This is a genomic window from Phyllobacterium lublinensis (assembly GCF_020164435.1).
GTDB lineage: Bacteria > Pseudomonadota > Alphaproteobacteria > Rhizobiales > Rhizobiaceae > Phyllobacterium > Phyllobacterium lublinensis.
In genome coordinates, this window is the sequence record NZ_JAIUDQ010000011.1 from 115,466 (window position 1) to 137,364 (window position 21,899).

A 21,899-nucleotide genomic window follows, 5' to 3' on the forward strand; every position below is an offset into this window, starting at 1 on the left:
CCTGCCCCTAGCAACCTGAATCGACATCTGCTTGCCCTGCTTGGTCAACTGTCGCCAGAGCGAAGTTGACAGCTGTCAACACTGCCCACTCAACGAATTCGTCTAAGGTCGAATTTTCAGAACCGCAATCATGGTCTATACAATCTAGCGTTTTATTATTTCGTGTTGCTACGTCCGATTGTACCCATCCCCGTTTGAGAGCCAAACAGGATCAGTCAATGTCAGAAAAGCTCCACACCGACCACAGCACCCTGTCAGATCCGGCGTTGTCTAAAGATGCCGTTCAAACTGATAACCGATATGCGCGGCCGCCGTCCAGGAAGGTGACGCGCGCAGCGCAACACCAATTGCAGGCTGCCGAACAGTACATCCGCGCGAATATTTACAATCCCATCACCATCGCGGATATCACCGCCCATACCGGAATTAACATCCGTGCCCTCCAGCGGCTCTTCCGGAAACACTATGATGCCACTCCGGTGCAAATGCTGGCTAACCTGCGCATTGCTGCAGCGCATGCCATGATCCGCGACGAACAGGTCACATCCGTGCGGCATCTGGCGGCGAAGTTCCACTTTTCCAACCCCGGCCGCTTCAGCAAACTCTTCCGCAAGATCTATTCGCGCACGCCATCGGATCACATCCGGGCGATCAACCGCGGCCAGTGACCGCAACGATCATTGTTTGATATCTAGCGATAGGTGGCTGAACGATCGAGGAAGTCATGAAAGTGGGCAATGACGGTGTCTCGATCAATGAATATCACCGCATAGGCTGGTGGCTCATGCGTTACGGCGATCCTGTCCGGTGAGAAATCCAGTGCCGACTGATGATTGGTTCCGCGCAGAACGCTGACCGGAATGCCACGCCAGCTGCCGGCGATTGGCCGATGCGCATGCCCGGCAAAAATATGCCGCACATTGCCATGGTGCTTCAACAGCGCGTGAAGTGCATCAGCCTCGATGATGCCCATTCTATCGAGTAGCGGCATGTGGATGGGAAAGGGCGGGTGGTGCGAGAACAGGAACACAGGACGATCGCGGGCTTCATCCAGTCGCTGCTGCAACCAATGCAAGCGGCCATCGTCCAGCTGCCCTTCCGGCCGCCCCGGAAGCAGCGTGTCGAGCATGATCAACCGGCCCTCCGGCGTATCCTCTACCCCATGGACGAAGCCGTCATCGCCATCGCCCCCGAATACCTGGCGAAAGGCAAGACGATCATCGTGATTGCCGAGCATCAGGCGAAACGGCGGCACGAGCGCCGCCACTTCCTTGGCCAGCGCACGATATGTCATTTCATCGCCGGTTTCGCTGAGGTCGCCTGTAAAAATGACCAGTGCAGCGTCGCTGTGATGTTGGTTGATATCTGCAATACAGGCTTGAAGCCGCGCCAAGGGATCAAGGCCGCACAGCCATTCGCCGGGCGTTACGAGATGCAGATCGGTGACCTGGATGATTTTCATGTAACTGTCTCGAGGATTGTTTCAGGAGGGAATGATCCTGCGGGTCCGCGCGCTGCCACGCTCGATCAAACGCGTGCTCAGGCGCTCATGCACGGGCGGATGGTCTGGCTCCGCCTCGCGCTGATCAAGCAACGCCACCGCGTGCGCCGCCATGATCGTTGCATCTTGCCTGAACGTCGTCAGATTGTAGGCATCCCAGGCCGCTTCGGGGATATCGTCAAATCCGATTACCGACAGGTCCTCCGGTACTTTCAGGCTGGTGTACCGCCTCACATGGTCGATCAGGCCAAATGCAACGAGATCGTTCACGCAGAACACCGCATCGGGCTGGTCCGCACCCGAAAAAAGCTGCTGTGCCGCTTCCTGCCCGCCTGCATAGTTTGAATTGCGGCCATTTCCGATTTTGACGGCAGCCCCCTGGAGGCTCGCCTCATGCTGAAAGCCATATTCTCGCTCCACGGTGGTCGGCGTGCGGGAAAACGCCCCCGCAAATCCGAGCTTCTTGCATCCACTCGCAAGAAAAAGTCGCGCCGCTTCGCGTCCAGCGCCTTCATTGTCGATATTGACGTCGTCTGCGCCGGTCTCGGAACGGCCCAGCACGATCAGCGGTTGGCCGTTGCGGCGTGCGAGTTCCACAAAGGAGGAGGGCGGCGATCCGGACAGAATGATCGTTGCCTCGGCTCGATAACCGAACAGTGTCTTCTGCGCCGCAACCAGTTCATCGTCTGTCCGCCCGGTATTGATGACGATGGGAACGCTTCCGCGCTGGATCAATGCCTTGGTGAGGGCGGCCACCAGGTGCGAGCGGTACCCCAGTTCGGGATTCGTGACAACGAGTCCGACCAGACGGCTCTTGCGTGCAAGCAACCCGCGCGCAAGATCGTTGACCTGGTAGCCGAGCACTTCCGCGGCCTCCATGATCTTCTCACGCTTTTTCGCCGAGACGCTAGCACCCGGTGTAAATGCGCGCGAGACAGCCGAACGCGATACGCCCGCATACTTTGCGACCTGCAGCGCGCTTACATACTGCTTGTCGTCTTTCGATGACGTCTTGTCGTCGGATCCCATTTATCTAATGCCCAACTTTGGAAAGAACATCGGCGCGCAAGAATCGCTCCACGACGAGCATGAAGCCTATCGAGGGAACGAGCAACAGCAGCGCAGTGATTGAAGCGATCTGATAATTGCCGCCAGACCCTGCGGTGTAAAGCAACAGCGGCAGGGTGGTCACATCGGGAGCGCCGACAAAATAGGTCCCGGTAAACTCGTCAAGCGACTCCAGAAACACAAAGATGGCGCTCGCCATCAGTCCAGGGGCCGCGAGCGGCAGCGTCACATCCCGAAATGCACGAAACGGGCCGGCACCAATGGAACGCGCCGCTTCCTCAAGATCAGTATCCACGGCTGAGAACGCCGCGGTCGCGATCCACACCGCATAGACCAGACCGTGGGTCACGTGAACCATCACCACGCCTGCAATCGTTCCGTTAAGCCCAATCTGATAGAAGAACCGGGCTATGTTCACATAGACCGGCAGGTTCGGAAATGCCTGCGGGATGAGGAACGCCAGAAGGATCAACCCGCGGAATGGAAGTTTAAGCCGCGAGAGCGCATAACCGGCCGGGATCGCCAGGGCCAATGAGGCAATGACGGTAAGGATCGCGATGGTAATGCTGGTCAGCAATGATCCCATGGCATTGCCTCGCGGGGCGAACACCCGCTGCCAGAAGCTGAAGCCATATTCCAGGGGCAGCATATGCGGAAAGTACCATTTCTCCGCCACGGTCCAAAGAACGAGATTGGTCAGCGGCCCGAAGATGATGAACGCAAGCAGGCCGAGTATCAACGCACGCGGCAACCACCAGAGATCGACGCGAGCCATCACGAGCGCTCCTTCACCGAGTGACGCAGATATATCAGAGCGGCCCCAGCCGTTAATATCAGCGAGATCAGACCGAGCGCATTGGCCACGCCATAATCACCGTGGGCATTGATGCGAAATGCGATATCGGCGGTCAGCATGGTCGGAGATTGTGCGTTGATCATGAGCGGCACCGACAGGACGGACATCATGGTCACAAAGGACAGGATCAGGCCCACCATGAGCGTTGTCGCAATCTGTGGCAGTACGATCTCAATCAGGATGCGCAGCCGCGAGGCGCCAAGGTTGCGCGCGGCCTCGATCGTGCTGCGGTCAAGCGAAGCCATTGCGCCCGCAACCAGCAATGTGACGAAGGGGGTCTGCTTCCAGACAAAGGCAATGACAATGCCGCGCCAGTCGAGAAACCCGATTGTCTGCAGTGGAGTCAGGAGGCCGAGACTGACGAGTATGTTGTTCATCAGCCCATTCTTGGCAAGGAATGTTCGCATGACCTGGCCGACGACAATGAAGGGGATGAACATGGGCCAGCGATAGAGCCAGCGCAATATAGCCACCGCGCGGGGATTCTCGCCGAGGGTGAGGTATCCGCCGATCGCTATGGACAACAGGCCGATAAGTGCGGTCGAAACCGTCACGATCACGACCGTGAATATCATGTCGCCCGAATAAAGCTCGAACGATTTGGTGAAATTGCCGAGGCCTAGCACACCTCCAACGTCGAACGCTCCCACGACAGAGGCGAAAAGCGGCACGATGAAGAACAGCACGATCATGATCAGTGCCGGCAGGACGAGTGCGATGGCAATAAGGCGTTTCTGCATTGTGAGACCCGGGGGAGGGGAGGGCGCCGCAAGTCATTCTCGCGGCGCCTTGTTCTGCCTGATAATTAGTTGGCTACATTCTTTTCGTAAGCTTCGAGAATAGCCGAATTGTAAGGAGCGATCGGGAATGGCTTTGCCTTGCTGGCAAGGTCGTCCGGCGAGATATCGACGAAGAGCTTGTCCCAGCTCGCCTTGTCGAGTTCCGGCTGCACATATTTCGCGTCGATACCCGGATACCAGTTGAAGCGCTTGACGATACCGTCCGCCTGGATCTTGGGGCTGGTCGCGAGCGCGACAAACTTCTCGGCCAGTTCGGTGTTCGGGCTCTTGGCCGGAATGACATAATGCATCGGCTGTCCGGGCATGCCTGGCGCTGGCAGCACCAGTTTCATTTCGGGCGGCAGCTTGCCGTCCGCCTGCCAGGAATAGAACATGTCCACCCAGACAGGCCCCATGGCGATTTCGCCGCGACTTAGCATGTCGAGCGTTCCGGCATTACCGGGGGTGAGGGTGGCGTTGGTGGTGAAATCCTTAAGGCTCGCGAAGGCCTTGTCCCACTTCTTGGTCTCCGCTTCCTCAAACGGGCCATTCATCAGCTTGTTGGCGTCACCATCACCGAAGGCGTAGATCCAGCCCATGACGAAACTGACACCCGACGCACCGCCCTTGATGCCATTGTAGCCGAACTGCTTCGGATTTTCCTTGGCCCAGGTGACGAGTTCCTCATAGCTTTTCGGCGGGTTGGGTATGAGCGCCGGGTTGTAGGCTATTGCTGTCTGGCTGGAGAACATCGGCATCACATAGCCGTCCACATTCGCGCCGAGCGCCATCTTGGCCTTCTCGCTGGTGACCATTTCGCCCGAAGGGATCTTGGAACGGTAGGATTCGAGATAGCCGTTCTTGACCAGCGGTCCGGCAAACTTTTCATGCACGACTGCAACGTCCGCATCCCATTTGTCGACATTCGCCTTCGCCTGGGCGTCAAACCGCTCGACGATCTTCTGGGAGCCGGCATCGCCCGGGCCAGTGCCGACCACACGCACTGTTGTTCCGGGATTCTCCTTTTCGAAGATGGGGGCAAGATAGTCATTGACATAGTCGACCATGTTCTGGTCGCCGGCTGTCAAGACCGTAAGGTCCGCAGCGGAGGCGGGCGCCGCCGCCAGTCCGAGGATCAGTGAAGTCTGTAGAAGCGTTTTCATCGTTAACTCCCGTGACAAACAATTATGGTTGGCATTCTTTTCAATTGGCGCTCGCGTCACGCCGCCAATATCTCAATGAGCAGTGCCTTCGGACGATGCATTGAATATGAACAACGCCGTGGCCGGTACGCTGATTTTCACAATCTCGCCCTGACCGAAGGGGTTGTCGGAGTCGACAAGGATTTCATCCACTCCCAGCCGAACCGCATGGCGCCAGTGACCGCCCGGATAGCTGACGCTCGTCACCTGACCGCGCAGTTCCAGCGCTCCCGGCTCCACTGCGGCTGTGGCACTGTTGCTCGTCAGGCGCGCCGCCTCGGCGCGGAACCGCAACTCGACCGGTCCGCTGCGCAAATCCCTGCCATTCCTTGCTGTCACAGTCGAGGCATTGAAGGCGCCCTCGTGCAATTCGATCTGTTCGCCCGAAACCCGCGCTTGCATGGACAGGATGTTCTCCGCACCCATGAAAGCGGCCACGAAAGGCGAGGCGGGCATGTTGTAGACCGCCTCGGGCGATCCCTGTTGCTCGATTCTGCCGGCATTCATGATCACAATGCGATCGGCCATCACCATGGCCTCCTCCCGATCGTGGGTAACGTGAATTGCGGTGATCCCGAGGCGCTTTTGCAACGAGCGTATTTCATGACGCACCGTGAGCCGGATGCGCGCGTCAAGATTCGAGAGCGGTTCGTCGAGCAGGAGAATTTCCGGATCGATTGCAAGGGCACGGCCCAATGCCACCCGTTGCCGTTGCCCCCCTGAGAGCTGTCCCGGCTTGCGGCTGCCGAGGCCGGAAAGGCCCAGCAGATCCTGCATCTCCTTGATCCTTGCGTCGATTTCCTCGCGAGAGCGCTTCTGCAACTTCAACCCGTAACCGATATTCTGTGCGACGGTCATGTGTGGCCACAGCGCATAGGATTGAAACACCAGCGCCATGCCGCGCTTGTCTGGCGCCATGTGCGTGACATCGCGTCCGGCAACCCTGATCGATCCGGCGTTGGGCTTGGCAAAGCCGGCGATTGTCCGCAGCAATGTCGTCTTTCCGCAGCCGGACGAACCGAGCAGCGCAACGAACTCGCCTTTGCCAATGCCGAGGTCGAGGTCATCGAGTACGGTCGTTGCACCATAGCCGACACTCATTTTCTCAACCTTGAGGAAAGCCTGTATGGTCATTTCTCATCCCCGATTGCACAGCTGCGCATTTTTTTCTTGTACTGTCCGTTTATAACAGTGGCATGACAAGTGAAAAATCTTGAAGATGCAAACCTGCCTCGTTCTCCTGCTTGGCAAGAAGGTATGTGCCCGGTGCCGGTGTCATAGAACCGTTATCCGGCTTGTATAAATGTTGATCAAACCTTGGAACCTGAGTAACACAACCTCCGGTTTGCATCATCCGACACAAAGGGGTCACCATGCGCCAACTTCTCGTCGCTACCATCCTACTGGCATCCGGGCTTCATCCGGCTCTCGCCGCCGAAGGCACGCTTGTGCTTTATACGAGCCAGCCCAACACCGACGCACAGCAAACGGCCGATGCTTTCATGGCCAAGAACCCCGGAGTCAAGGTGGAATGGGTGCGCGACGGCACGCCGAAGATCATGGCCAAGTTGCGCGCCGAGATCGAAGCCGGCAATCCCCAGCCGGACGTGCTCCTGATTTCCGACGTCGTGACGATGGAGGGCCTCAAGAAAGAAGGCCGTCTGCTTCCATTCAAGGATGCAAACACGACGGGAATCGATTCGGCATTGATCGACAAGGACGGCACCTATTTCTCCACCAAGCTGATCACCACCGGTATCGTCTACAACACGAAGGCACCCTTCGTACCGGAAAGCTGGAACGACCTGACAAAGCCCGAGGCGAAGAACCTCGTCAGCATGCCAAGCCCGCTCACGTCGGGTGCTGCCATGATCCACACGGTCACACTCACCGGAAACCTGCCGCAGGGCTGGGACTACTATGGTGAACTTGCGCGCAATGGTGCTCAGGCTGCCGGCGGCAATGGCGATGTGCTCAAGGCCGTCAGCGGCGGTGACAAGCTCTTCGGCATGATCGTCGACTACATGCCGATTCGTGAAAAGGCCAAGGGTTCGCCGGTCGAATTCGTGTTCCCCAAGGAAGGTGTTTCGGCGGTAACAGAGCCGGTCGCCATTCTCTCGACGGCAAAGAACCCTGATGCGGCCAAGGCATTCGTGGACTTCCTGTTGTCGGAGGAGGGCCAGAAGGTCGCGGTCAGGCAGGGATACATCCCGGCGCGTGCCGATGCGGGCCTGCCTGCCGGCTACCCGGATCGCTCCACCATCAAGATTCTCAACTATGACGCCGCTGCTGCCCTCGCCGGCGACACGGCCAACAAGGAAAAATTCAGTGAAGTGATGGGGCAGTAAGAGCCATTGGTCATCACCCAGTCCAACCATCATGCCATAAGGCCCGCATCCTCCAATGCGGGCCTTGTCGCAATCATGCGACGGCAACATCCCCGGCGTTCATGGCTGCCCGCTATCCTTGTTCTGGGCGTCGTCTTCCTACTCAGCCTGCTGCCGGTCGCACGCCTGCTCCTGGCCGCAATCGCCCCCGGCGGCGAGATCGACCTTGTGGCGTTTGTTGGCCGTCTCTCCAGTCCGTCCGCCATTCGCGCCACCTGGCATACGCTGGATACTGCTGTCCTTGGTGCATTGCTGGCGCTTGCGATCGGCACACCCTTCGCCATCGGCATCGCCATGACAGACCTGCCATCCCGCCGGTTCCTGGGTTTCTTGCTCCTGTTGCCACTGATGATAGCACCGCAGGTCATGGCATTGTCGTGGCTTCACCTTTTCGGCCCTTCCAGCACGCTGCTCGGCGCCCTTGGGCTGGCGCCACCCCCAGGCACAGCCAATCCGCTGCTCGGGCGCAACGGCATCATCCTGCTCTATGCCATCCAGCACGCACCGATTGTCTTTGTCACTCTGCGCGCCGGACTGTCGCGCATACCGCGTGACCTGGTGGAGGCCGCCCGCTCGGCGGGGTCATCGCCGGTTCGGGTACTGCTGACCATTATCCTGCCCATGGTCAGGCCCTATCTGGTCGCGGCCACGGCACTCGCCTTCGTTTCCGGTGTCGGCAATTTCGGGATACCCGCTCTGCTTGGCATGCCCGTCAACTATCTGACACTGACGACGCTGATCTATCAGCGCATCGCCAGTTTCGGACCCAGCGTCCTGCCACAGGTCGCATCGCTGTCGGTTCTGATCGCGGTGCTCGCCATGATGGGTGTCATCCTGCAGGCATTGGCACTGCGAAGGGCAGGCCACCGTTTTGCTACAGCTACGCCAGCCCGCTTTGCCTTGGGGCGATGGCGCATGCCGCTCGCACTGTTTGGCTGGATGGTCATGGTGTTCATGCTGATCCTGCCCGGCCTGGCATTGCTGACCACTGCGCTCATTCCTTCCTTCGGCGTACCCCTTGACTGGACCACGGCAACCCTCTCGAATTTCGAGGAAGTCCTGTTTCGTCAGGCCTCAACCAGCCGCGCCTTTCGCAATTCGGCGATGCTCGCCGGCGGCGCGGCGCTCATCCTCGCCTTTGGATCAATTCCCCTGTCGATCGGTATCGAACGGTTCTCGCGGGTATCGCAGCGCATTCTGCATGGCGCCATCGAGTTGCCCTATGCGCTCCCAGGCATCGTGCTCGCCATTGCATGCATCCTTCTCTTCCTGCGCCCATTGCCCCTCATCGGCAGCCTCTATGCCACCGCATGGATCATCCTGGCAGCCTATCTCATGCGGTTTTTCGCTCTCGCCATGAAGCCGGTCACGACGGCGATAGGTCAGATTTCGCGCGACCTGGATGAGGCTGCCGCGGCTTCCGGTGCGCGGCCGCTGCGCCGCATGCTCACGATCACGACCCCCTTGGCAGCGCCCGCTGCCGTTGCCGGGGCATTGCTTGTCTTCATGAGCGCCTTCAACGAACTGACGGTATCTGCGCTGCTCTGGTCGAGCGGAAACGAAACGCTCGGGGTGGTGCTGTTCAGTCTTGAAGAGGCCGGTCTCGGTACCCAGGCAGCGGCGATCGCCGTGACGACCATCGTGGTCGTGGTCGCGTTGCTCCTTGTTCTGGATCGACTTGGCAGAAGGCTTCCGGCGGGCGTGCTGCCCTGGCGATGATTATGGGATGATCCACGCGTCCTTGACTGCAATGCGCACGAGTCTCCCGGGCGTCAGGGCCACGGGACTGTCGATTGTCAGTCGCTCCCCATTGGCAAGATCAAGCTGCGTCTCGTGAACGGGCCCGCGATAGGTGCTGGCCCGGACGGTTGCTGGAAGCCCTTCCTCCGCCAGTACAAGCGCCTCCGGGCGCAGGAGAACCCGGGCTTGAGGCACTTCGCTGGCGCGTCCTCGCGCATGGATCCGATATCCGCCGATGTCGAGAAGCGTCGATTCGCCGTTCTTTTGCATCACCTGTCCGGACACAACGGCGCCGCGCCCGATGAAGGCAGCCACTCTGGGGTCGGACGGCGAATAATACACATCCGCTGGAGCACCCACTTGCAATATTTTTCCGCCGCTCATGACCGCAATACGGTCGGAAAGGGCAAGAGCCTCCGATTGATCGTGCGTGACATAGACGATCGTTGCGCGGGTACGCTGGTGGATCTCGCGGAATGCTTCCACCATTGAGGCCCTCAGATGCATATCCAGATTGGCGAGCGGTTCGTCAAAGAGGATGATCCTCGTATCCACCACCAAGCACCGGGCAAGGGCGACGCGCTGACGCTGCCCGCCGGAAAGCTCGTCGATCCGCCGGTTAACAAAGCCTCCAAGGCCAACGCTCTCCAAAACGGCGTCAACACGACCGGCAATCTCACGCTTGTCAAACTTGCGCGTTTTCAGTGGGTAGGCGACGTTGTCACCCACATCCATATGCGGCCACAGTGCATAGGATTGGAACACCACTCCGACGCCGCGTTCTTCCGGCAATTTCTGTTGTCGCGCATCGGCAACCAGATTGCCGGCAAAACGAATTTCGCCCTCATCCGGGGCTTCAAATCCCGCGATCAGACGCAACAGCGTTGTCTTTCCGCACCCGGACGGGCCCAGCAATGACGTAAACGAACCCGACTCGAAGCCTAGCGAGATATCGGCGAGGGCAGTGGTCATGCCGAAGCGTTTGGTCAGGTCCTGAATGAGAATTTCAGTCATGCGATGGTTTCGATTTCTTCAGGAGTAAAAGCACTGGCTATGGGTCCTCAGCGTAACAATCATGTGACGATCAGTTGATCTTGAGAACGTACTTCCTGAAAAAGCCAGACGCCACCTGCATGTTGCACAGGAAGCATCGCGATGCAGCCTCAAATCATTACGAAAGTATAATTTGCAACGCAGCGCAGAGGGATTAGTGCTGAAGTATTCGGCTCTTATCAACGAAGAGAACCTCGAATGAAGCGTATGGCCCTTTTGCTTGCGGTCCCAGTCATTGTCGGTGTCGGCTGTTTCCTGGCTTATCCTGACCTCTCCCTGCGCGCCTCGCCTCCGCCAAACGCATCTGTTTCAGCTGACGGTAGCGGCGCCGCCGCGCCGCGCCGCAGGGGAGGGTCTGCCACTCCGACCGTCGTGGTTGCCGAAGCCAGGATCGGCGATGTTCCAGTAACCAAGACTGTCGTCGGTACCATTGAAGCCGTGGATACGGTCGTCGTCCGGCCTCAGGTAGATGGCGTTATCGTTGCCGACAATGTCACCGACGGTCAGATGGTAAAGTCGGGCGACATTCTTTTTCGTCTTGATGACCGCGCCATCCGAGCGATGATCGACAAGGATCAGGCTCAGCTCGCCAAGGATCAGGCCAGTCTGGTGGCAGCGAAACTGGATCTCGCCAGCGCACAGGACCTTGAAAAACAGCGCGTGGATACGGGCCAGCAGGTTTATCAGGCCGATGCGGCCGTGAAGGTGCTCGAGGCCTCGATTGCCATGGACAGGGCGCAGCTGGAGGCCGATCAGGTCCAGCTTTCCTATATGACCATCGCAGCGCCCATCGATGGCCGCGTCGGCGTGGTCAACACGTCAGTCGGCAATCTCGTTCGCAGCGCCGATACTGGCAACGGCCTTCTGACGATCACCAGGATGGCGCCGCTGCGCGTCGCCTTTACCGTCTCTGAAAGCGACCTGCCGTCACTGAGGGCAGCCGTGGCCGACCATCCGACCAGGGTGCAGGTCAAACTTCCCGCACAAAGCGATACGATTGCCACGGGTGAGCTCAACTTCATCGATTCAAGCGTCGACACCGCGTCGGGCACCGTCGTCCTGAAGGCTGACCTCGACAACCGGGATGGCGCTCTCTGGCCGGGCCAATATGTAACGGCGATCGTCGATCTGAGCCTCCAGAAGAACGTTACGACCATCCCGCTGATCGCAGTTCAGCAAGGCAATAACGGCTCCTTTGTCTTCCTTGTTCATGCGGACAAGACCGTAGCCATGCAACCGGTCACGCTTGCCACCACAGCTGGCGATACGGCGGTCATCGCGTCGGGCATCAAGCCCGGCGACCAGGTTGTCATTGATGGCCAGCTCCACCTGCAGGATGGCGCGACGGTCGAGACAACCTCGGGGCAGGCGTCGGCCTTGCCAGCCTCCACCGGAGCCGCGTTATGAACATTTCATCCCTGTTCATCCGGCGCCCCGTCGCAACGATCCTCCTCTCCGTCGCGCTGGCTGCATCCGGCCTGTTCGCCTATCGTTTCCTGCCGGTCGCTGCTTTGCCGGAAGTGGACTTTCCCATCATAACGGTGTCAGCCAAGCTCCTTGGCGCAGCGCCCGATACGATGGCCAATGCGGTTGCAACCCCGCTGATAAAGCAATTCTCGACCATCCAGGCCATCTCGACGATCAGCGCAACCAGTACGCTCGGCTCGACCCAGATCACACTCGAATTCGATCTGAACCGGAATATCGACCAGGCGGCAGCGGACGTCGAAGCGGCCATTGCCAGCACCTTGCGTCGGCTGCCCGCCAACATGACGACGCCGCCGAGCTACCGGAAAACCAACCCGGCCGATGCCCCCGTTGTCCTTGTCGCCCTGCAAAGCGATACGATGCAATTGTCAAAGCTCGACGACTACGCCGAAAACGTGATGTCCCCGGCCTTTTCGACCATTGCCGGGGTGGGTGAAGTCCAGGTTCTCGGTGCCAAGGAATACGCTGTCCGCATCGAGGTCGACCCCAATGCCACAACGGCCCGCGGCATCGGGCTTGACGATCTGACCAATGCCGTGGCTGCCAATAATTCAATTGCGCCGGTTGGCACGATCTCGAGCCCGAGCCAGGAAATGGCGATCGAGGCCGACACGCAGGCCCGGAATGCCGACACCTTCCGGCAGATCATCATTGCCGCGCCGAACGGCAAGCTGGTCCGGCTCGGCGATGTGGCGCGCGTGGTGGACTCGGTCGCCACCACGCAGACTGAGAGCAGATATGACGGCAAGCCGTCGCTGGTGCTGGCAGTATTCCGCCAGCCTGGAGCCAACACGGTGGATGTCGTTGATCGCGTCAAGTCCACACTGCCACAGTTCACGCAAGACCTTGGGCCTTCGGCCAGCATCCATGTCGTGAATGATCGCTCGCAATCGGTACGTCAGGCCGTCTCTGATGTGCAGTTCACGCTCATGCTCACCATCGCTCTGGTGATCATGGTCATTTTCGTCTTCCTGCGCCGGCTATCCGCCACAATGATCCCGATCGTGGCAGTTCCGCTGTCGCTGATTGCGACCTTGGGCGCCATGTACGTGCTCGGCTTTTCCATCGACAATATTTCGCTCCTCGGTCTCACCCTGTCGGTGGGCTTGGTGGTGGATGATGCGATTGTCATGCTCGAAAACATAACGCGGCACATCGAAGAGGGCATGTCGCCATTCGAGGCGGCTCTCAAGGGCAGCGGCGAGATCGGGTTTACCATCGTATCGATCACCACGTCGCTCGTCGCCGTGTTCATACCCATCCTTCTCATGGGCGGCGTTGTCGGCCGCATCTTCAATGAATTCGCCGTTGTCGTTACCGTCGCCATTGTCGCTTCCGCGTTGATATCGCTGACGCTGACACCCATGTTGTGCAGCCACCTGCACGGCGGAAGCCACCAGGAGACCGGTGGGCGAAAGCCTGTGACGGAGCGTGTTTTCGACACAGTGCAATCGGCCTATGCGCGTCTCCTCGACCTGTGTCTGCGCGCTCGGCCAATTATCCTCGCGATATTCGTGTTGACGGTCGTCGCAACCGTCTATCTCTTTGCCACCATCAACAAGGGCTTCCTTCCGACGGAAGATATCGGACAGCTGTCGATCTCGACGGAAGCACGGCAGGATATTTCGTTCGACGCCATGGTTGCCCTGCAAAAACAGGTCGCCGACGCTATATCAGGCCGGCCATATGTTGCGCACGTCGTATCCAATGTCGGCGGTGGATTTAACTCCTCCAGTCTTAATCAGGGACGCTTCTTCGTAGAGTTGAAGCCGAAATCAGAACGCGAGCCCCTGGAGAGTATCCTCAGCGATCTGCGTCGGACGCTGGCAAGAGTTCCGGGCATCAGTAGCTACCCCGTTGCGGTGCAAAACCTGCGTATCGGGGGGGTCTCCTCGAATGCGCAATATCAATATGTCCTGCAAAGCGTCAGCGCCACCGATCTCTACCCCTGGTCACAGAAATTCATGCTGGCCATGCAACAGGACCGGCAGACCTTTATCGACGTGTCGAGCAACCTGCAAAACAATGCACTCCAGGCCAATCTGGTCATTGATCAGGACAAGGCGCATCTGCTCGGTATCAATTCCGATCAGTTGCGCAACACGCTATATTATGCTTTCGGCACCAATCAGGCGTCGACGATATTTTCGACCGGCGACAGCTACCAAGTGATTGTCGAACTCGATCCGGCAATTCCGTGGACCGCGGACAAGCTCGACCAGATGCAGATCCGCTCTACAACAACGAACAGACTGATACCTTTGTCGGCCTTCGCCCATGTGGAACGCAAGGCTGGCCTGCTGGCGGTCAGTCAGCTTGGCCAGTTGCCGGCCGTCACCATTTCCTTCAACCTTCCGCAAGGTGTAGCCCTAGGACAGGCGCTGCAACAGCTCGACACGCTGAGGACGGAACTCGATGTGCCGGCCACCATCACGTCAAGCTTCACGGGTACCGCCCAGGTATTCCAGCAATCTCTTGCCAATCAGGGGCTGCTTGTCGGCGCCGCGATCCTGACGATCTACATCGTGCTTGGTATCCTCTACGAGAGCTTTGTCCACCCGCTCACCATCCTCACCGGGCTACCCGCTGCCGCCGCCGGTGCGCTGGCAACGCTGGGACTCTTCGGCTACGATCTCAGCGTCATCGCGATCATCGGCATTCTGATGCTGATTGGCATCGTCAAGAAGAATGCAATCATGATGATCGATTTTGCGCTGGCCCGCCACAGGGCAGGAGAGACATCTCATGATGCGATACGCGAGGCGTGCCTCGTTCGTTTCCGGCCGATCATGATGACGACATTCGCGGCGTTGATGGGCACGATTCCGATCGCGATAGGAGCTGGCGCGAGTTCCGAGCTTCGCCAGCCGCTCGGCGTCGCAGTCGTCGGCGGGCTCGTCGTATCGCAGGTCCTGACGCTTTTTATCACGCCAGTCCTCTTCCTTTACATGGAAGACCTCTCACATGGCCTGAGGCGTTTGGGACACGCCATGTTTGGCAAGCACGCAACCGCAGCCGCGAAGTGAGCCTTGTCTAGACGACGGCAGAACAGACCGCAGCGTAGTGTATGCTTGCTGCAACCAGGACGAAGCCATGCCAAATCGCGTTATGAAAGGGCAGCCGCTCAAATACGTGGAAGATCACGCCGAGGGAATAAACGATACCCCCTGTCAGAATGAGCCAAAGGATCGATGCTGAAAGCGTGCCAGCGAGATCGTGATAGGCGGCCACCCCGCTCCAGCCGAGGGCGAGGTACAACACGATCGACAACCTGTCGAAGCGGTTGGGCAGAAGAAGCTTGAGAAGAACACCCGCCGCAGCGATGGCCCATACTGTTGCCAGGAGCCACCAGGTCCCGGTCTTGGCAATGAATGGCGTGTACGTTCCAGCGATCAAAAGGTAGATCGCCGAATGATCGAAGCGACGCAGGAAAAGCTTTGCCGGCGAGACCGATAGCACATTGTAAACTGCCGAAATCGTGATCGAGAGGACGAGCGTTGCAAGATAGATGGCCGTCGCGACGTAGGCACCCAGGGCCGTGTGATCGACCATGACCGCCAGAAGCGCGATGGAGCCGGCAATTGCGAGGATGACACCGATGATGTGGATCGCGCCGTCGGCGCGCAATTCGGCAAGCGAATAGTCCCTGTATATGACTGCGGCTGCCGCCTTTCCTGGCTCGCGCATGCTGCTGGGTCCCTGACCATGTTGGTTTCACACCCGCGAACGGCTGCCGGATTTCTCCCATCAGCATCGTCCGTTAAGGACCGATTGTCCAGCACGCAACGCTTGCGCTCAGCCATTTCACGGCCCGTTGATCCGGATGACGTGTCATCGCCTCGGTCGTTTGATAGCAATCTGCAGCGTTCCTGCTGTAAAATTTCCCATCAGAACCACTCAAAAAGAGTTGCACCCCTCAGCCACCTGATCTAAGACTTTGGTTGGAGGAGATTTCTCGTGGTTAAGATGACGCTCGAAGACGTCGCCCGAGAAGCCGGTGTCAGTCTCGCAACGGTTGATCGTGTCGTGAACGGGAGGATTGGTGTGCACGCGCGCACCATCGAACGCGTCAATGCGGCCATCAAGCAGCTTGGCTTCCTTCCGGATCCGCACGCGTCGCGATTGGCGCGCGGACGTGATTATGATTTCCGTATCATCCTGCCCGCAGGCGAGAACGAATTCATGCAGGCCCTGGCCGCCGAGTTTCGTGCGACCCGGGAACGGCAGTTGCAGGAACGGGTGCGCCTGTCGATCCAGCATGTCGACACATTTGATGGCCTGGCTCTTGCCGCCGCACTCGAAAAACTGCCATCCGGCATCGATGGCGTTGCCGTGGTGGCGCTGGACCATCCGGCCGTGACAGAGTCGATCAACGCACTGGCCGATTCCGGCGTGGTCGTTCTCACGCTCGTTTCGGATGTGCCCAATTCGCGCCGGGCGCATTTTGTCGGCATCGACAATTTCGCCGCCGGCCGCACGGCAGCGTCGTTGATCGGCCGCTTTGTTGGCCTGCGGTCCGGCAAGGTCGGCATGATCGCCGGATCGCTCGCATTGCGGGACCATATCGAACGCCAGTTCGGGTTCGAACAGATCATCTCGCGCGAATATCCCAATCTGGAAGTCCTGCCTGTACGTGAGGCCCGCGACGAGAATGCGCGGGTCGAGGCCGTCAGCCGCTCCCTGCTGAAGGATCACTCGGACCTCGTGGCCATCTACAATGCGGGTGGCGGGCAGGCCGGTGTCATTGCCGCACTGGAAGCAACCGGCCACGTATCCGACGTGATCTTCGTCGCGCATGAACTGACCCCCTCGACGCGGCGTCACCTTGTACGCGGCACGATCGACGCACTGATCAATCAGGATGCCGGTCACATGGCCCGCAGTACCGCGCGCATCCTGACTGCCCTGCGGGAGGGCCGCCCGATCGTGTCCGGTCAGGAACATATCCGCATCGACATCTTTCTCAGGGACAACATGCCCTGAATGCAGGCACATTGAAGGAGGAAACTTATGAAGACGATCAAGGGACCAGCCATTTTTCTCGCACAGTTTGCGGGTGACGCGGCGCCGTTCAATTCCTTCGACGCAATCTGCAAATGGGCGGCCGGCCTTGGCTACAAGGGCGTCCAGATCCCGGCATGGGACGGACGCCTGATCGATTTGAAGAAGGCCTCCGATTCAAAGGACTATTGCGATGAACTCGCTGGCACCGCTGCCTCGCACGGTCTGACCATCACCGAACTGTCGACCCATCTCCAGGGACAGCTCGTCGCAGTTCATCCCGTCTATGACGAATTGATGGACGGCTTTGCAGCTCCAGAGGTGCACGGCAATCCGAAGGCCCGGCAGGAATGGGCGGTCGACCAGCTCAAGCGTGCTGCGCGTGCCTCGAAGCATCTCGGCCTCAAGGCCATGCCAACTTTCTCCGGCGCGCTCGCCTGGCCCTTCCTCTACCCCTTTCCGCAGCGTCCAGCTGGTCTGGTGGAAGCGGCTTTCGACGAGCTCGCCAAGCGCTGGACTCCGATCCTGAACTATCTCGATGAGCAGGGCGTCGATGCCGCCTATGAGATTCATCCGGGCGAAGATCTGCACGATGGCGTCACCTATGAGATGTTCCTGGAGCGGGTGAAGAATCACCCCCGCGCCAACCTTCTCTATGATCCGTCCCATTTCGTGCTGCAGCAGCTCGATTACCTCGACTACATCGACATCTATCACGAGCGCATCAAGGCCTTCCATGTCAAGGACGCCGAGTTCAATCCCACGGGGCGGCAGGGCGTCTATGGCGGTTTCCAGTCTTGGGTGAACCGCGCCGGCCGCTTCCGCTCGCTAGGCGACGGGCAGGTGGATTTCGGCGCCGTCTTCTCCAAGCTGACTGCCTTTGATTTTGACGGCTGGGCCGTGCTCGAATGGGAATGCGCATTGAAGCATCCGGAAGACGGTGCCCGCGAAGGCGCTGAGTTCATCAATGCCCATCTCATCCGCGTCACTGAGCGCGCCTTCGATGATTTTGCCGGTGCCGGCACCGATGACGCGGCCAACCGCCGTATTCTTGGTTTGAGCTGAGGGGACTGAATAATGGCAATTGGAGCATCCAAGGAAAAACCCGCAACGCGCCGCATCCGCATCGGCATGGTCGGGGGCGGGCAGGGGGCCTTCATTGGCGCTGTGCACCGCATCGCGTTGCGCATGGACGATCAGTACGAGCTGGTGGCGGGCGCTTTATCCTCCGATCCGGCACGCGCCAAGGCATCCGCCAGGGAAATCGGCATTGCGGATGATCGCGCCTATACCTCATTCGAGGAGATGGCGAAGGCCGAAGCCAAACGTCCTGACGGCATCGAGGCGGTTTCGATCGTGACGCCGAACCATATGCACGGGCCGGCGGCCAAGGCGTTTCTGAAGGCCGGTATCCACGTCATCTGCGACAAGCCGCTGACGACGACTGTCAAGGAGGCGAAGGAACTTGTCTCGCTGGTGAACAAGACCGGCAAGCTCTTTGTCGTCACCCACAATTACACCGGCTATCCCATGATCCGCCAGGCCAGGGCCATGGTGGAGAAGGGATTGCTCGGCACGCTTCGGCTGGTTCAGGCGGAGTACCCGCAAGACTGGATGACCGAAAAGACGGAAGCTACGGGCAATAAACAGGCTGAATGGCGAATTGATCCGAAGCGTTCAGGCGCAGGCGGCGCGATCGGCGATATTGGTACCCACGCCTATAATCTCGCCTGCTTCGTCTCGGGATTGAAGCTGAAGCAGCTTTGCGCCGAACTCACGAGCTTTGGCGAGGGGCGCGTGCTGGACGATGACGTTCAGATCCTCATGCGCTTCGACGGAGGTGCCAAAGGCATGATCTGGGCGAGCCAGGTCGCCCCCGGCAATGAGAACGGTCTGAAGTTGCGCGTCTATGGCACCAAGGGCGGGCTCGAGTGGACCCAGGCGGACCCCAATTATCTCTGGTACACGCCGTTCGGCAAGCCGAAGCAGCTTCTGACCCGCGGCGGCGCCGGGGCGTCTCCGGAAGCCGCGCGCGTCACCCGTGTGCCGGGGGGGCACCCGGAAGGATATCTCGAAGGGTTCGCCAACCTCTATACCGAGGCTGCACAAGCCATCATCGCGGCGCGTTCCGGAAAGAAGACGCCCAAGGACGTCATCTATCCGACGGTAGAAGACGGGCTGGCTGGAATGCAGTTCATTGAAGCAGCCGTAAAATCATCCAAAGCGGGCGGTGTCTGGACGAAAGTGTGATGGAGGAGAACCAAACCACAAGTCCCGGACCGCTCCCCGTTCTCGAAGCGCGCGGCATCGCCAAGGCATTCGGCCCGGTTGAGGTCTTGACCGACATCAGCCTCACCGTCATGCCCGGCGAAGTGCATGCCATTATCGGCGAAAATGGTGCCGGCAAATCGACGCTGATGAAGCTGATGAGCGGACATCTCCAGCCGACGCGCGGTACGGTCGCCATCGATGGTGAGCCGGCACATTTCGCCGGGCCCGTCGATGCGGAGCATCGCGGCCTGGTGCTGGTGCACCAGGAGATATTGCTCGCGCCGGACCTGACCGTCGCACAGAACATCTTCATGGGCCGGGAACTGAAACGCGGTCTTATGGTCAACGACCGTGAAATGAACCGCCAGTCGGCGGAAGCCGTCCGCAGCCTCGGCGCCGACATCGATCCAACCGCCCAGATCTCGCGCCTTTCCATCGCCCGCCGCCAGCTTGTGCAGATCGCGCGTGCCTTGCAGGTGCCGCACCGGGTGGTGATCTTCGATGAACCGACAGCCTCGCTGACACCTTTTGAAACCGACGCATTGCTGAAAGTCATCCGCGATCTGCGCGACAAGGGTGTCGCTGTTCTCTACATCTCGCATCGCCTGCCGGAAGTGGCAGCGATCGCCGACCGCATCACCGTCCTGCGCGACGGCAAGCTGATTGCAACCCGCAATGCTTCGGAACTTCAACCCGTCGACATGGCGCGGCTGATGGTCGGCCGCGACATGTCGAAACTCTATCCCGAGCGCGAAGACACAACGAGCAGCCAGACCGTACTGGACGTAAAGAACTTCGACGTGCCGGGCTATGCGCGCGATGCGTCGTTCACCCTGCGGAAAGGCGAGATACTCGGCTTTGCCGGCCTCATCGGCGCCGGCCGTACGGAGCTTTTTGAGGGCCTCGTCGGCCTGCGCACCGGCCACGGCGAAATCATGCTCAATGGTAGGCCAGTCAAGTTCCACACTGTTCGCGACAGCATGGCGGCAGGCATTGTCTATCTGAGCGAGGACCGCAAGGGCAAAGGGCTGCTGCTGGCGCAAGATTTGCGCACCAACCTCACGCTGGCCACGCTGGAGAAGTTCACCAGGGGCCCGCTGATCGAGCGAAAGCGCGAGGACAACAGCCTCGACAAGGCCATCACCGACTTCGACATCCGCGCCCGACGCCGCGACCTCCTGGCCGGACAGCTTTCGGGCGGCAACCAGCAGAAGCTGCTCCTTGCCAAGATGATGCTGCTCGAGCCCAGCATTGTCATCATTGACGAGCCGACGCGCGGTATCGATATCGGCACCAAGGAACAGATCTACCGGTTCATCTCCGAACTCGCCAAGGCAGGCAAATCGGTTGTCGTCATCTCATCCGAGATGCAGGAACTCATTGGCATCTGCCATCGCATCCTCGTCATGCGCTCGTCGCGCATTGTGGGCGAGGTTACGGGCGAGGCGATGACCGAAGACGAAATCGTCGTTTACGCAACCGGCGTCAAGATCAACGAAGCAGAGCTTTACAGTGCGGGGAACGCATGAGCGACACCAAGGCAACAACCACCACCGACACGCGCGGTTTCGGCCGCAAGTTCGCGGATCTCGACAAGACGGCGGTTGCGCCGTTCCTGGCGCTCGCTGCGCTGTTCCTTCTCGGTGCGCTCGTCAATCCGAACTTCCTGTCGATCGACAATCTGCTCAACGTCCTCACGAGGTCGTCCTTCATAGCGATCATCGCGATCGGCGCGACCTTCGTGATTTCTGCCGGAGGGCTTGACCTGTCAGTCGGGTCGATGGCGGCGCTCGTGGCTGGTATCATGATCCTGTTCCTGAACTCGGGAGCCATCGACGGCGACATGGCCATGCTGGCTGTCGGTGTTCTGGTCGCCCTCGGCGTCGGCGCACTGGCCGGGCTGCTCAATGGCGCGGTCATCACCATCGGCAAGATCGAGCCTTTCATCGTCACGCTCGGCACCATGGCGATCTTCCGTTCAGTCACGGTCTGGCTCGCAGACGGCGGCTCGATCGCCATGAAATCGATCGCGATGCGCAACATGTTCCGCCCCGTATACACCGGCGTCTTCCTTGGCTTGCCCTTCCCGGTCTGGCTGATCATTGCGGTGGGGCTTCTTGGCGCATTCATACTCTACAAGACATCGTTCGGGCGTCATGTGATTGCCGTCGGATCCAACGAGGATGTGGCGCGCTATTCCGGAATCCATGTCAACCGCGTCCGTGCCATGACCTATGTTCTCCAGGGCATTTGCGTGGCGATTGCCGTGGTGGTCTATGTCCCGCGGCTTGGCGCCGCGACGACAACTACGGGCATGTTGTGGGAACTGCAGGCAATCACTGCCGTCGTGATCGGCGGAACTGCCCTGCGTGGCGGTGTCGGCCGCATCTGGGGAACCATCTGTGGTGCCTTCATGCTCGAAATCGTCGGCAATATCATGGTGCTGTCGAACATCGTCAGTGAATACCTGATTGGCGCCGTGCAGGGCACCATCATCATCATCGCCATGCTTGTGCAGCGCACGCTGCAGAAGAAAAAGTGATCCCACGCGAT

At 59.4% G+C, this 21,899-nt stretch carries 18 protein-coding genes; 10 read left to right on the forward strand and 8 right to left on the reverse strand.

The genetic code is table 11. From position 1 onward, the window contains the following. Window positions 1-218: 218 nt before the first annotated feature. The gene (locus tag K9U38_RS14720; RefSeq protein ID WP_224495089.1) at window positions 219-668 is read left to right on the forward strand and encodes a helix-turn-helix transcriptional regulator; all 450 of its coding nucleotides are present in this window, start codon (window positions 219-221) and stop codon (window positions 666-668) included. A gap of 23 nt (window positions 669-691) precedes the next feature. On the opposite strand, the gene K9U38_RS14725 is transcribed toward K9U38_RS14720, so the two are convergent. The 6 genes from K9U38_RS14725 to K9U38_RS14750 all read right to left on the reverse strand — a co-directional run bounded on the left by K9U38_RS14725 (window position 692) and on the right by K9U38_RS14750 (window position 6,540). Continuing rightward, window positions 692-1,462 carry a phosphodiesterase gene (locus tag K9U38_RS14725; RefSeq protein ID WP_224495090.1) on the reverse strand — a complete coding sequence of 257 codons (771 nt, stop codon included), beginning with the start codon at window positions 1,460-1,462 and terminating at the stop codon, window positions 692-694. A 21-nt stretch (window positions 1,463-1,483) separates the two neighbouring features. Beyond that, on the reverse strand, window positions 1,484-2,530 hold the full coding sequence (locus K9U38_RS14730) for a LacI family DNA-binding transcriptional regulator (protein ID WP_224495091.1): 1,047 nt from the start codon (window positions 2,528-2,530) through the stop codon (window positions 1,484-1,486). Window positions 2,531-2,534: 4 nt separating this feature from the next. Further along, window positions 2,535-3,344 (reverse strand): ABC transporter permease, encoded by an 810-nt coding sequence (locus tag K9U38_RS14735; RefSeq protein ID WP_224495092.1) that lies wholly within the window; start codon window positions 3,342-3,344, stop codon window positions 2,535-2,537. After that, window positions 3,344-4,165 (reverse strand): ABC transporter permease, encoded by an 822-nt coding sequence (locus K9U38_RS14740; RefSeq protein ID WP_224495093.1) that lies wholly within the window; start codon window positions 4,163-4,165, stop codon window positions 3,344-3,346. Before K9U38_RS14740 ends, K9U38_RS14735 begins: the two co-directional genes overlap by 1 nt. A 65-nt stretch (window positions 4,166-4,230) precedes the next feature. Beyond that, a complete protein-coding gene (locus K9U38_RS14745) occupies window positions 4,231-5,367 on the reverse strand; it encodes an ABC transporter substrate-binding protein (RefSeq protein ID WP_224495094.1) in 1,137 nt (378 codons plus the stop codon). Window positions 5,368-5,439: 72 nt separating this feature from the next. Continuing rightward, window positions 5,440-6,540 (reverse strand): ABC transporter ATP-binding protein, encoded by a 1,101-nt coding sequence (locus K9U38_RS14750; protein ID WP_224495095.1) that lies wholly within the window; start codon window positions 6,538-6,540, stop codon window positions 5,440-5,442. Between the two features lie 239 nt (window positions 6,541-6,779). Here K9U38_RS14750 and K9U38_RS14755 point away from each other — a divergent pair, with 239 nt between their 5' ends. Next, window positions 6,780-7,754 carry an ABC transporter substrate-binding protein gene (locus K9U38_RS14755; protein ID WP_224495096.1) on the forward strand — a complete coding sequence of 325 codons (975 nt, stop codon included), beginning with the start codon at window positions 6,780-6,782 and terminating at the stop codon, window positions 7,752-7,754. 6 nt (window positions 7,755-7,760) lie between these two features. Then, a complete protein-coding gene (locus K9U38_RS14760) occupies window positions 7,761-9,512 on the forward strand; it encodes an ABC transporter permease (RefSeq protein ID WP_370631949.1) in 1,752 nt (583 codons plus the stop codon). On the opposite strand, the gene K9U38_RS14765 is transcribed toward K9U38_RS14760, so the two are convergent. Continuing rightward, window positions 9,513-10,547 (reverse strand): ABC transporter ATP-binding protein, encoded by a 1,035-nt coding sequence (locus K9U38_RS14765; RefSeq protein WP_224495097.1) that lies wholly within the window; start codon window positions 10,545-10,547, stop codon window positions 9,513-9,515. A gap of 237 nt (window positions 10,548-10,784) precedes the next feature. On the opposite strand from K9U38_RS14765, the gene K9U38_RS14770 reads away from it, so the two are divergent. Together K9U38_RS14770 and K9U38_RS14775 are read left to right on the forward strand one after the other, a co-directional pair. Beyond that, window positions 10,785-11,993 carry an efflux RND transporter periplasmic adaptor subunit gene (locus tag K9U38_RS14770; RefSeq protein WP_224495098.1) on the forward strand — a complete coding sequence of 403 codons (1,209 nt, stop codon included), beginning with the start codon at window positions 10,785-10,787 and terminating at the stop codon, window positions 11,991-11,993. Beyond that, on the forward strand, window positions 11,990-15,100 hold the full coding sequence (locus K9U38_RS14775) for an efflux RND transporter permease subunit (RefSeq protein WP_224495099.1): 3,111 nt from the start codon (window positions 11,990-11,992) through the stop codon (window positions 15,098-15,100). Before K9U38_RS14770 ends, K9U38_RS14775 begins: the two co-directional genes overlap by 4 nt. A 7-nt stretch (window positions 15,101-15,107) precedes the next feature. Here the strand turns inward: K9U38_RS14775 and trhA are convergent, their stop codons facing one another. Then, window positions 15,108-15,761 (reverse strand): PAQR family membrane homeostasis protein TrhA, encoded by a 654-nt coding sequence (gene trhA, locus K9U38_RS14780; RefSeq protein ID WP_224495100.1) that lies wholly within the window; start codon window positions 15,759-15,761, stop codon window positions 15,108-15,110. 279 nt (window positions 15,762-16,040) lie between these two features. On the opposite strand from trhA, the gene K9U38_RS14785 reads away from it, so the two are divergent. The 5 genes from K9U38_RS14785 to K9U38_RS14805 are packed head-to-tail and all read left to right on the forward strand — an operon-like array spanning window position 16,041 to window position 21,888. Next, entirely contained in the window at window positions 16,041-17,057 is a 1,017-nt protein-coding gene (locus K9U38_RS14785) for a LacI family DNA-binding transcriptional regulator (RefSeq protein WP_224495140.1), read from the forward strand. Window positions 17,058-17,084: 27 nt separating this feature from the next. Further along, window positions 17,085-18,140, forward strand: a complete 1,056-nt coding sequence (locus K9U38_RS14790; RefSeq protein WP_224495101.1) for a sugar phosphate isomerase/epimerase family protein — start codon at window positions 17,085-17,087, stop codon at window positions 18,138-18,140. Between the two features lie 12 nt (window positions 18,141-18,152). Beyond that, entirely contained in the window at window positions 18,153-19,325 is a 1,173-nt protein-coding gene (locus K9U38_RS14795; protein ID WP_224495102.1) for a Gfo/Idh/MocA family oxidoreductase, read from the forward strand. After that, a complete protein-coding gene (locus K9U38_RS14800) occupies window positions 19,325-20,875 on the forward strand; it encodes a sugar ABC transporter ATP-binding protein (protein ID WP_224495103.1) in 1,551 nt (516 codons plus the stop codon). The genes K9U38_RS14795 and K9U38_RS14800 overlap by 1 nt, the downstream gene beginning before the upstream one ends. Beyond that, window positions 20,872-21,888, forward strand: a complete 1,017-nt coding sequence (locus tag K9U38_RS14805) for an ABC transporter permease (RefSeq protein WP_224495104.1) — start codon at window positions 20,872-20,874, stop codon at window positions 21,886-21,888. The genes K9U38_RS14800 and K9U38_RS14805 overlap by 4 nt, the downstream gene beginning before the upstream one ends. The last annotated feature ends 11 nt before the right edge of the window (window positions 21,889-21,899 follow it).

Excerpts from the sequence above, each read along its gene's own strand:
- K9U38_RS14770 (WP_224495098.1), top strand. The coding sequence starts at position 10,785 with ATGAAGCGTATGGCCCTTTTGCTTGCGGTCCCAGTCATTGTCGGTGTC.
- K9U38_RS14720 (WP_224495089.1), top strand. The coding sequence starts at position 219 with ATGTCAGAAAAGCTCCACACCGACCACAGCACCCTGTCAGATCCGGCG.
- K9U38_RS14800 (WP_224495103.1), top strand. The coding sequence starts at position 19,325 with ATGGAGGAGAACCAAACCACAAGTCCCGGACCGCTCCCCGTTCTCGAA.
- K9U38_RS14785 (WP_224495140.1), top strand. The coding sequence starts at position 16,041 with ATGACGCTCGAAGACGTCGCCCGAGAAGCCGGTGTCAGTCTCGCAACG.
- K9U38_RS14745 (WP_224495094.1), bottom strand. The coding sequence starts at position 5,367 with ATGAAAACGCTTCTACAGACTTCACTGATCCTCGGACTGGCGGCGGCG.
- K9U38_RS14750 (WP_224495095.1), bottom strand. The coding sequence starts at position 6,540 with ATGACCATACAGGCTTTCCTCAAGGTTGAGAAAATGAGTGTCGGCTAT.
- K9U38_RS14805 (WP_224495104.1), top strand. The coding sequence starts at position 20,872 with ATGAGCGACACCAAGGCAACAACCACCACCGACACGCGCGGTTTCGGC.
- K9U38_RS14730 (WP_224495091.1), bottom strand. The coding sequence starts at position 2,530 with ATGGGATCCGACGACAAGACGTCATCGAAAGACGACAAGCAGTATGTA.
- K9U38_RS14790 (WP_224495101.1), top strand. The coding sequence starts at position 17,085 with ATGAAGACGATCAAGGGACCAGCCATTTTTCTCGCACAGTTTGCGGGT.
- K9U38_RS14795 (WP_224495102.1), top strand. The coding sequence starts at position 18,153 with ATGGCAATTGGAGCATCCAAGGAAAAACCCGCAACGCGCCGCATCCGC.
- K9U38_RS14740 (WP_224495093.1), bottom strand. The coding sequence starts at position 4,165 with ATGCAGAAACGCCTTATTGCCATCGCACTCGTCCTGCCGGCACTGATC.
- K9U38_RS14775 (WP_224495099.1), top strand. The coding sequence starts at position 11,990 with ATGAACATTTCATCCCTGTTCATCCGGCGCCCCGTCGCAACGATCCTC.
- K9U38_RS14725 (WP_224495090.1), bottom strand. The coding sequence starts at position 1,462 with ATGAAAATCATCCAGGTCACCGATCTGCATCTCGTAACGCCCGGCGAA.
- K9U38_RS14735 (WP_224495092.1), bottom strand. The coding sequence starts at position 3,344 with ATGGCTCGCGTCGATCTCTGGTGGTTGCCGCGTGCGTTGATACTCGGC.
- trhA (WP_224495100.1), bottom strand. The coding sequence starts at position 15,761 with ATGCGCGAGCCAGGAAAGGCGGCAGCCGCAGTCATATACAGGGACTAT.
- K9U38_RS14755 (WP_224495096.1), top strand. The coding sequence starts at position 6,780 with ATGCGCCAACTTCTCGTCGCTACCATCCTACTGGCATCCGGGCTTCAT.
- K9U38_RS14765 (WP_224495097.1), bottom strand. The coding sequence starts at position 10,547 with ATGACTGAAATTCTCATTCAGGACCTGACCAAACGCTTCGGCATGACC.